Origin of the sequence: Natronomonas aquatica (genome assembly GCF_024449025.1) — an archaeon.
Classification (GTDB): domain Archaea; phylum Halobacteriota; class Halobacteria; order Halobacteriales; family Haloarculaceae; genus Natronomonas; species Natronomonas aquatica.
Genome location: NZ_JAHLKM010000051.1, coordinates 1 through 10,162, shown reverse-complemented (window position 1 = coordinate 10,162; position 10,162 = coordinate 1). Strand labels below are relative to the sequence as shown.

9 protein-coding genes and 1 pseudogene are annotated in these 10,162 nt (G+C 57.1%); 7 read left to right on the top strand and 3 right to left on the bottom strand.

The genetic code is table 11. The features are described 5' to 3' along the window. Nucleotides 1-379, bottom strand: a pseudogene (locus KM295_RS16245) (ISH3 family transposase); the annotation flags it as partial. A gap of 135 nt (nt 380-514) precedes the next feature. Between KM295_RS16245 and KM295_RS16240 the strand changes: the two are divergent. From KM295_RS16240 to KM295_RS16225, 4 genes are all read left to right on the top strand, one after another. After that, complete coding sequence (locus tag KM295_RS16240; RefSeq protein ID WP_256031313.1) at nt 515-1,351, top strand: DUF7847 domain-containing protein; 837 nt, start codon at nt 515-517, stop codon at nt 1,349-1,351. A 71-nt stretch (nt 1,352-1,422) separates the two neighbouring features. Next, nucleotides 1,423-1,875, top strand: coding sequence for an ArsR/SmtB family transcription factor (locus tag KM295_RS16235; RefSeq protein WP_256031310.1), 453 nt, complete (start codon nt 1,423-1,425; stop codon nt 1,873-1,875). Further along, nucleotides 1,872-2,777 (top strand): hypothetical protein, encoded by a 906-nt coding sequence (locus KM295_RS16230; RefSeq protein ID WP_256031301.1) that lies wholly within the window; start codon nt 1,872-1,874, stop codon nt 2,775-2,777. The genes KM295_RS16235 and KM295_RS16230 overlap by 4 nt, the downstream gene beginning before the upstream one ends. 92 nt (nt 2,778-2,869) lie before the next feature. Continuing rightward, the gene (locus KM295_RS16225) at nt 2,870-3,352 is read left to right on the top strand and encodes a TspO/MBR family protein (RefSeq protein ID WP_256031299.1); all 483 of its coding nucleotides are present in this window, start codon (nt 2,870-2,872) and stop codon (nt 3,350-3,352) included. A gap of 1,062 nt (nt 3,353-4,414) precedes the next feature. Here KM295_RS16225 and KM295_RS16220 read toward each other — a convergent pair. After that, a complete protein-coding gene (locus KM295_RS16220) occupies nt 4,415-5,662 on the bottom strand; it encodes an RNA-guided endonuclease InsQ/TnpB family protein (RefSeq protein ID WP_256031296.1) in 1,248 nt (415 codons plus the stop codon). Between the two features lie 306 nt (nt 5,663-5,968). On the opposite strand from KM295_RS16220, the gene KM295_RS16215 reads away from it, so the two are divergent. From KM295_RS16215 to KM295_RS16205, 3 genes are read left to right on the top strand one after another with little or no spacing between them, the layout of a single operon-like run. Further along, nucleotides 5,969-7,114, top strand: a complete 1,146-nt coding sequence (locus KM295_RS16215) for a COG1361 family protein (protein ID WP_256031295.1) — start codon at nt 5,969-5,971, stop codon at nt 7,112-7,114. Beyond that, nucleotides 7,111-7,779 (top strand): ABC transporter ATP-binding protein, encoded by a 669-nt coding sequence (locus tag KM295_RS16210; protein WP_256031294.1) that lies wholly within the window; start codon nt 7,111-7,113, stop codon nt 7,777-7,779. The genes KM295_RS16215 and KM295_RS16210 overlap by 4 nt, the downstream gene beginning before the upstream one ends. Then, the gene (locus KM295_RS16205; RefSeq protein WP_256031291.1) at nt 7,776-8,927 is read left to right on the top strand and encodes an ABC transporter permease; all 1,152 of its coding nucleotides are present in this window, start codon (nt 7,776-7,778) and stop codon (nt 8,925-8,927) included. The genes KM295_RS16210 and KM295_RS16205 overlap by 4 nt, the downstream gene beginning before the upstream one ends. Nucleotides 8,928-8,990: 63 nt before the next feature. On the opposite strand, the gene KM295_RS16200 is transcribed toward KM295_RS16205, so the two are convergent. Then, nucleotides 8,991-10,004 carry a hypothetical protein gene (locus KM295_RS16200; RefSeq protein ID WP_418904820.1) on the bottom strand — a complete coding sequence of 338 codons (1,014 nt, stop codon included), beginning with the start codon at nt 10,002-10,004 and terminating at the stop codon, nt 8,991-8,993. Between the last annotated feature and the right edge of the window lie 158 nt (nt 10,005-10,162).

Here is a 10,162-nt window from a genome sequence, read left to right as displayed (position 1 = left end):
CGCCTTCGTCGGCATAGTGCTCACCGTGGTAGGGGTTGTCGATGAAGTCGATGGAGACGATTCTCGACCCTGACCGGTCGAGAATCGTCATAGCGAGGCGTCCGAGTAGAAGGTTAGCGACGAACTCAAGCCAGTCCCGGTCAAGGGTATGGAGCCATGTGAAGACGGTGTCGTCACACGGCGTTCCGTTGGTGTCGTTGCAGGTTTCCCAAATCGAGGTCTGGTTGACGCAGGCCAAGATGACGACGAGCCAGATGTCGCCGGGGTCGAGGGGGCTCCCCTCGACACCCGGCAACGGGAGTGGAGAGATGACTTCTTCCGCTACGTCTTTCACGTCCGACGCCGAAAGGTATCCGTCTGGGTCGGGGATATTGAACACATCCAGACCCAGACACTTTCTCGTGGTCAACTCGGCGATTCAATTGCACTGATTACGCCGGTTGGGAAGTACCGACAATCTGATTTTGATACTACGCTTGAGCTAATATGTGACAGCAGTAATGCCGAAGATACGATGATAGCGGTTCCCGCATTCAACGATGGATTGACCCCCCTCAGCGCAAGTCCAATCCTGCTCGTCGCCGGCCTCCTCGCCGGGGTGGGCAGCCAACTACAATACGTCGATCACCTGATAAAGTCACCGCTCCTCTCGGCAGGTACCCCGCTCGTGTGGTTGCTCGTCTTCCCGTTCGTTCTCGGTGGGTTCATCGGCACTACGCGAGCTGCGACCGACGGAACAGACGCGTCGCTGATCGGATTTCTCACAGCAGCTCGGACTCATTACCTCCGAGTCTTTCTTGTAACCGTGCTGTTCGTGCTACTCGTCTTTGGAACTACCATCGGACTCGGGATCGTCGGGTTCGTCCTCGGTATTGGGACGATGGCACTCGGCGTGATTAACCAGATGGCTGCGTTTGTCGCAGGCGTCATCTCTCTGCTTCTCTGGTTGGTGTCGATCCTCGTCGTTCTGATGTTCGTGCAATTTTACGACACCGCGATCGTCATCGAAAACAAGAGCGTTACTGATGCATTCCGGAGAAGCATCTGGCTCGTTCGCTCGAATCTGAAAAGCGTCGTCGGATTTTCGCTGGCGTGGCTCGCCCTATTGAGCATCTTTTTCGTTCCCGAATACCTGCTCCAGTTGACGCTGACAGATGCCGCTCCGACTGATGTATTACCGATCGATCCCGGGATTCGGACCGCTGTCCTACTCCCGATCGGGATTGTCCTTTCGGCAGTCGGATTCGCGTACTTTTATACGGTGTACACGGCCTACTACACACGATTGATCGGTATCTCGCCGGCCGACCCAAAAGCAACAGAAACACCTACCAACAATTACGAACGATAGTTTCGAACAGCCATCGATCGAATCAGATCCCCGCAACCGCGATCCACGGAAACCAACGAAACTAACCAATCATGGCACGACTCCTCCCGACGCAAACGGACGCCGCTGTCGAACGAAGCGATACGCCGGCCGTACTGAGTCTCAACGACGATGCAACGCGAGACGTGATCGAGGCCTTATCTTCCGAAACCGCCTACGAGATCTTCCGGTTGCTCAACGAGACGCCAGCGACCCCATCGCGGATCGCCGACCAACTCGACCAGAGCGTACAGAACGTCCACTACCACCTGGATAATCTCGAAGAAACTGGACTGATCGAAGTTACTGACACCTGCTATTCGGAGAAAGGCCGTGAGATGAGTGTGTACGTCGTCTCTGAAGATCCGACGCTGCTCTTTCTCGGCACCGAAGACGATAGGCCGAGTCTCAAACGTGCGTTCAAGTCCTTCGCCTCGCTGCTCGGCCCGCCATCGGTCCTGCTTGCCGCTGGTGAATCCATCTCCCAGCTCGTCACTGCCGAATGAGCGAACACACCGACGCACCGATCCGAAGCACTTCTACCGGTGACAGGATAACTGCGTATGACGTGGCACCGACGATCAAGGCCCGAGACGATATCGATGGGTGTGGATGTCTCGAATGCCGCAATATCGAGACGACCGCAACTCGTCGAAGCGTTCTCGATACGTTAGTCTGGTCCGTCCGCCTGTTTCGATCCTACCCGTCGATCATCGTTTTTGCGGGCGTGATCATCTCGGCCAATCGGCTCCTCGAAACAGACAGTATCGGTGTGCTTCCGATGCCCGCAGTCGGCATCCTCGAGACGCTGACAGCGTTTGCATTCATCATCATGATCCGCGCTTACGTGGGAACGATCGTTGCCGGCGAACTGACTGGCGATCCCGTCACCGGACGCGAGGGGCTGCGTCGAAGCATCGCCCGGACACCAGCGTTAGTCGGCGTTATCGTTCTCACCGTGCTTTTCGTGATGACGGTTCCGTTTCTCGTGGTTCTTCCGCTCTTGATTCTGGCCGGTGCGATCCCAGGGAATCCTGTGGATATTGTGGGGTTTCCCGTTGTTGCAGCGGTCGGTGGGGTCGCCTTTGCCGTGCCGTTTTTTCTTCTTCTGTTCAAGTTCTGGTTCGCACTTGAGGCGTGTGTCATCGGCCAGTACAGCCCGCTCAAATCATTCCGGGTGAGTTGGCGCATCACGACGAACTACCGAGGGAAATTCGTGCTTGTAGGGATGATCGCTGTTGGAAGTGCACTCAGCTTCTATCTCCCAACATACCTTCCCGGGATGGGGACGAGTTTGGCCCCGCTGAATCCCGTTTTGAGCGTGCTCTCTTCGAGTGTCGGTGAACTACTTTCCATCCTGTGGGCAAGCGCCTATGCGCACATCTACGTCCAGGGGATTGTTTCCTGAACTGGGGTGTAGTTTCGACAGCACACTACTCAGCCAGCACGCTGAGTCTCTCTGGACGCAACCACTACCCGTATCCGTTGAGTAGGGGAGATATGTTTCAGCGCTTCGGGCTGACGACTCATGAGGGGCTTATCGCCCTCGGCGTGATTCTGTCGGTGAACGCGCTCGGGGCATTACCGGCGGTGTTCGCTGGGGCGGATACGAACTGGATCGATCGCCCATGGTTCTACCCACCGGAAATTCTCTTTCCGATCGTCTGGACGCTCCTGTTCACACTAATGGGGGTGGCCTTGTTCATCGTCTGGCGGCATGGAACGGATCAACGCCCCGTCCGAGTTGCGTTCGGCACATTCGCCATCCAGTTCGCGCTGAATCTGGCTTGGACACCAGTTTTCTTCGGGCTTCAGCGAGCTGGTCTGGGGCTCGTCGTGATCGGTATGCTGTGGGTCGCAATCGTTGCCACCATTATCGTGTTCTCCCGCGTCAGTCGTACGGCAGCTGTATTGTTGGTTCCGTATCTCGCATGGGTGTCGTTCGCGGTCGTGCTCAATTACGCGATCTACGCTGCGGGGTGAACCGATCAGGGTTGACGAAGACTCCGTATCTCTCACGGTATTTCTGACACGAATATGAAACGTATTCTGTCCGATGCTCTCCGGAGGGTAGCCTTGGCCGCCCGAAGAGGGGCAAATAGCCGACAACCGCCTCGGGAGAACTCGCCGGTGGGTGCAGGTGAGGGATAGTGTGGGGGCTTGTGCGGGTAACGGTGGGCGGTTGACGGCACCGTCACGTACACTTCGGATACAAAAAGACGTAGCGAAGACTCCAAGCTGCGTTTGAGCTTGGAGTATGTCGTCTGCTGACTCACCGTTCAGTATCGACGCTGTCCTTCCGGAATGGATTATCCGAGTTGAATGAGTAACTTTTCGACGGAGAGTGCATGAACGGTCATCTCCGTTCCTTTTCAAGAATACCATGTGTCCACAGCCTCAAGGAAGCCAGCTCCACGAAGGTGATCAGGAGGATGCGCAGCGTTCTGGATGGATGTAGCGATAGCGTCGGCAATAATTGAAGTCGTCGCCGGTCCGTCCTCAAGCGCCGCCAGTATTTGCTATGCTGTGTTGGAGGAGACTGTCTGGAGCACGTCGGCCTGCTGCTCGTGGTTAACCACGGTGTTCGTCCATCAGCGCGGCGTGTGATCGACCGGGGTGTGATAGAGAAATGCGGCTGGCATAGGTGTTGATCGGTGGGGATTATCGGCCAGTGTAGCCAGTTACGCGACCGTCGAGTTCGAGTGATCCATCTCGCCAGCGGATATATGCGACCAGTAGCAGGCCACCGAGGATAGCGAAGCCGACAAAGACCAACCCCTCCTCTCCGACCCAGCGTGATGGGCCGACGAGGTCAACGGCGATTAGTTCCGGCGTCTGCTGTGAGTGTCCCAGTCCGAATATCGCACTCTGGGTGAAATTATAGAACACGTGAAAGCCGATACTGAGGCCAAGTTCCCCGGTAAGAACGTAGACGCCACTGAATATTAATCCAGCAATCAGGTAGTACCCATACTGGCTAAAGTGGGTTATCTTCCCGCCGTGTGAACTGCCTCGGGGTCAAGCCTCGAGGCTTCTTCCCACGGATTAATCGCTAACACTCCCTGTTTCACCATCGGTCTGATAGCCTCGAACGGATGAAACAGGGTCGTGGTCGGCTGGTTCACTCAGCCCGTTGCCATGCCGTCGCACCCTCACAAAGGGAGGATTGTTGAGAGCAGGCACATTCCGATTCAACTTCTCCAAACCTTTCGCACATATCAGCAACGCCGCTTTGCGATCTGCATGGTCTTGGAATCCACAGTGAACGCACTGGAACCGCTTTCCATTGCGGTTTGAGCGAGTCGTATGCCCACAGTCAACGCATTCCTGACTCGTGTACTCAGGATCGATTTTCTCGGAAGGGATTCCTTGCCACGCGGCTTTGTACGACACGAAGTCTTGGAGTTGTGCGAAAGGCAATGAGTGCAGTCGCCGGTTCATTCGAGTCCCGTAGTTGATGTCGTCACGCATGTCTTTGAGGTCTTCAAAGACGATGACAGGATCCTCGAATTGCTGTGCCCACTCCACAATGTTCCGTGACACTTGGTGGAGTTGGTTGTGGACAAACCGCTGCTCTTCGTCTTGAACTTCGGTTTCGAGCGTGGTTTGACCGGCGCTCTGCATTCGCTTTCGGACGGTGAAGTACTCGTGCCGCGTTTTCTTGATGTCTGGATACTCGATTACCACTGAATCTTCGACGCCTGACTCAGTGACAGCGGATAATCCGACGCAGTCTTCGTTCACGTCCACTCCGATGAACGTCTTGGCGTGTTCTTTGTCAGCGACTTCGGCAGTCTCGTGTGTGACGTTGACGTGCAGTTCGTGCCGGTCACGTTTCCGCACAACTTCTGCCGTGCCGACACGCCAGTTATCGTCCGTCAACGCGGTTTTCACACGCTCGATGTCGTGTGGGCTGCTTTTGAGTGTTCCTCGGACGAAGTTCCGCTTCAGAGCAGTAACACGGAAGGAGACTCTTTCTGACGCTTCATCCACGGAGAGTTGATAGCCTTCTCCGTGATTCATCCGGATCGGGAAGGATTCGTCGTGGTTCTGTCGGGGATGCCCGTATTCGTCTTCGTCGTAGTACCGTTCGAGTGCGTCTGTTGCTTTGTCGAACAGTCGTTGAGTGGTGTTTTTGACGTGGTTTGACCGTTCGACTACTTCGTCTTTAATGGTTTCCCAATCGTGTCCTTCGTCGTCTAGTCGGAAGATTTCGTTGACGACGCGGCGTGCTTCGAGTTGTCCAGTATCTAGCAGTTGCTGACTGCCCCCGTGGATGTCAAATTGGAACACCAGAGTGCTTGTCAGCGATTTCTGAACGTACTTTTCCTAGAAACAATAGTTTGTAAATTTTCGGTTTTCGTGGTAATTCAAACAGGGTGACGGGCTTCACCCCCGGGGTCAAGCCCCGAGGCACTCGCCCTGCTCAGCCTGTAGAACCGCCAAGTGTTTTTTCATGCCGCCCTGCGGTTTATTTGTGACTCCTCCAGACGACACACTTGCCCTCCAGTACTGCAATCTCCGCTCTCGGCAATCAGTAATGAAGTCACCGGACCAGGGTAACAAACGATGATTCGTCGAGAAGTTCTGGCGGTCGCCGTGGTCGTAGTCATCGGCGTATTCGGCGTAACGGTCAGTACAGCTCCCATCGCGTCGGCGAATTCGAATCTCTCCGGTATCTCTGTCTCGCCGAACGATCCAGTTACCGGCGAGCAAGTCACCGTCGAAGTCGAAATCAATAACCTGGAAAGCGCAAGCGGGCCGATCAGTATCGAGCGGGTTTCGCTCCGTAAATCCAGTGATCTCGAGACATATCAACGGGTTCAGGAGGTCGGATCGGTCGGACCGGGGGGCTCGATCTCGGTCCCCCTCACGACCAGTTTCGAAACCGCCGGTGAAAAGCAGCTTGAGGTTTCGGTGCTTATTGAAGAACCGAGCGGGGCCACACGGGGGTACGAGTACCCCGTCTCGATCGATGTCTCCGAATTGCGTGTCAGGACCGATCTGTCAGCCACGACAGCGGACAACAGATCGACGACCGTGACGTTGGAAAACGTCGGAAACGTGAACACCAGCGAGATCGAACTGACAGGAACGGTCGGCGACGACACCCTCGATACGCGGTATCTCGCCGAAACCGAACCCGGAACGAGTCGATCCGTCACGTTCGATACGGACGGCTACCGCGGCGAGGCGGTGACGTTCAATGCGAGCTACGTGGCCGAAGGCGAACGCTACACCACCGACACGACCCATACGGTGAAGTATTCGGTCCCGGGAGAAGTTCGGCTTACCAGCGTCGAGATGAAACGGACTGGAAGTGGGGTGCTGATCGACGGCGATGCCGCGAACGTCGGAGGGACCGACGCCCAGTCCGTCCTCGTGAGCGTCGAGGAGACCGACAGCGTACGCCCTGTCTCGCCGTCCGGTGACTACTATCTCGGTACGATCGAGACCGGAGAGTTTTCGACGTTCGAACTCACCGCCGAGGTTGGCTCAGAGACCGACTCAATCCCCGTCGAAGTCACATATATCGTCGATACCGATCAAGTGACCACGACACAGCGAGTGCCGATCGAAGCCACGAGCAACGCCGGGACCGGCGAAAACGGGGACGGATCGACGGAGCGAAACGACTCCAGCGGGGAATTACCCGGTGGTATCCCCCCAATAGCGATCGGTGTGGGCGTCGCGTTGCTCGTCGCGATTATCGGGGTCGGACTCTACCGCCGGCGTGACACATGAGCGTCATCGAACTCATCGGTGTCCGCAAGGAATACGAGAGCGGAAGCGAGACTGTCGTGGCGCTATCTGACGTCGATTTCAGCGCCGAACGCGGGAGGATGGTCACGATCGTCGGTCCCTCTGGCTCGGGCAAGAGTACGCTTCTCAATATGATCGGTCTGCTGGATACGCCGACCGCCGGCGTCGTCAGACTCGACGGGCGGGACGTGACCGACTTCACTGAAGATGAACTCACCGAAGAACGCCGAACGGGAATCGGGTTCGTGTTTCAGGATTATCACCTGTTGCCGATGTTCACCGCTGTCGAGAACGTCGAACTTCCATCGCGGTGGGATACCTCGCTCGATCGACGCGACCGGGCGATCGATCTCCTCGAACGCGTCGGCCTTGGTGATCGACTCGATCATCGACCCGACCAACTCTCAGGGGGGCAACGACAACGTGTCGCCATCGCTCGCTCGCTCATCAACGAACCGGAGATCGTTCTCGCCGACGAGCCGACCGGGAACCTCGATCGGGATACTGGCCGAACGATCCTAGAGGAACTGACGCGACTCAAAGACGAGGAAAACATCGCGATCGTCTCGGTCACCCACGACGAACAGCTCGTCGAATACGCCGATCGGACGGTCCGACTGGTCGACGGGAAAATCGAGGGACAATGAGCGGTATTACCGGGATCCTACGTCGGTTCCCAAGCGCACAGATGGCCTGGCGGAACCTCGGACGAAATCGTGTCCGGACCGCACTGGCAGCGCTCGGTATCCTGATCGGGGTTGTCGCCATCGCCTCACTCGGGATCGCCGGAGCGGCGCTCCAACAGCAGGCGACGGCGGATCTTGGCAGCCTCGCCAACGAAGTCACCGTTTCTTCCGGCGCCGATAGCGACGAAGAGGGCGTCTCTCGGGAGCAAACCGAGGAAATCCGGGGACTGGTGACCGACGCCGAAGTAGTCCCACAGCGGACGGACGCCACGACAGTGTCCTCACGGGGGCGAAGTGCTCGCGTGAGCGTCACCGCCGTGACGAAGCCCGACGTTCTGTACGATGTCTCCTCTGGAGAGGCCCCAACGCAGTTACAGAACGGGGCGTTGCTCACCAACAGCACCGCCCGAGAACTCGGGCTCGAACTCGGGGATCCGATCGAATACAACGGCAACGTCTACCGAATTCGCGGGCTCATCGGATCCGAACAGGGGTTTGGCGGCGGCGGTGACGAACTCGTCGTGCCACTTTCGGCGATCGATCAGGATCACTACGACACCGTCACGATCGTTGCCGCAGACGGCGATGCGGCGGTCGCTATCACCGAGACGCTCAACGAGCGTTTCAACCGGGACGGTCGCGATGAGAACGAAGAACTCAGCATCACGAACTTCGCGGACGCCCAGGAAAGCATCGGGTCGTTCCTCGACACACTCCAGGTCGCGCTGCTCGGAATCGGGTCGATTTCGCTGATCGTGGCGAGTGTGGCTATCCTGAACGTGATGTTGATGAGCACGATCGAGCGCCGGGGCGAGATCGGCGTACTCAGAGCGGTCGGGATCCGTCGCGGAGAGATCCTCCGGATGATCCTCACTGAGGCTGCCTTCCTCGGTATCGTCGGCGGCCTCGTCGGTGTCGTCGTCTCGCTTGCGATCGGATTCGTCGCGTTTCAGTTGATCACTGGGGATCCGATGGGCGTACTCACGTGGGCGAGCCTGCGGTATCTCGTCTACGGGTTCGGATTCGCGGTCGGGGCCTCGGTGCTGAGCGGTATCTACCCGGCTTGGAAGGCTGCAAACGACCGACCGGTCGAAGCGCTCAGAGGTTGACTCGCCTCGGGGGCAAGCCCTGCATTCGACTTGCGAGCAAGGCCCTTGTCTCCGAGTTATTCTTTAGGAAGTTACGACGAGCCCAAACCGATAGACTGAGTTCTCGTACTCGGCGACGACATCACGAAAACGGACTTGGTCATCGTAGCTGTCTATCGGCTGGAGATCGCCGGCGATTCCGAGTGCTTCCAGGACCTCAGAGAGTGCGTCCGATGGCGGTGTGCCCTCTTCGTATCGGCGAGGATCCTCTTCGCTGATAGCGTCTTCTATCACGCTACGGGCAGATTCCGAGAGGTCGCTGGAATGCAGATCGAATTCCTGGATCGCATCGCTCGCAAACTCGGTGAATTCCTCGCGGTTCCCTGCGATCTCCTGAACAGTATAGGTCCATTCCGGGACGCGGACAGTCCGTTGCTCCGTGATGAGCTGGAAGTGTTCATCGCTTACTTCGACGAAACCAAACGGCGGTTCCGGGACGAGTGCACTGGCTTCAGCGTCAAGTCCCCGATGGTACTCGACAGTCTGTAGTTCGTCGAATTCAGGCGTACCGAGAAATCCATCGTTACCCGCATAAACTGCGTCGAGTGCTGCCTCAAGCACTCGTTGGTCCTGTGTCGAGAGATCGAACGGTCTGGCTTCGACTGTCGCGTCGTCCGGGGGTGTCTCGTCAGTACGTTCGACTGCGACGTGCCACCGTTCCTGCTCGAGGTACTGCTCATCGCTAATTGTGACCTGATAAAAGGTATCCTGCCGCTGGAGAAACGTCGGGCGTGGCACCGTGTCTTCTCCCCACGGTACCCGCCGCACGAGCGGCCACTGTTGGACTGTTAGCCTGCCAGTATCGAACAGTTCGGCGACATACTGTGTTTTCGTTTCGTCCGTGAAATCGACTCGTGTAGTCGCTTCGATGGCGGTCGGATCGGGCCACAAGTACGGTGGCCCGATCGATGACAGGTTCAATTCGCTTGCGACCAGTGCATACTCGTCGAGACTGCCGGAGTTCAGGCATCCGGCGGTTGCAGTGATCAGCCCGGATGTACCGATGAGTTGGAGCGCACGACGGCGGGAACAACGCATGGCCTTGAACCTTCTACAACCCGCCGGATAAAAACGGGCTCGTAGGCTCAAATACTGATTGGAGCGTTCGATATATCTTTTATCGCTCATCTGTAGCAGTGAATACTTTGTAAGTGGAGTTCGTAACTGGCTCCAAGATGGTCAGCAGAGAGAGCGTG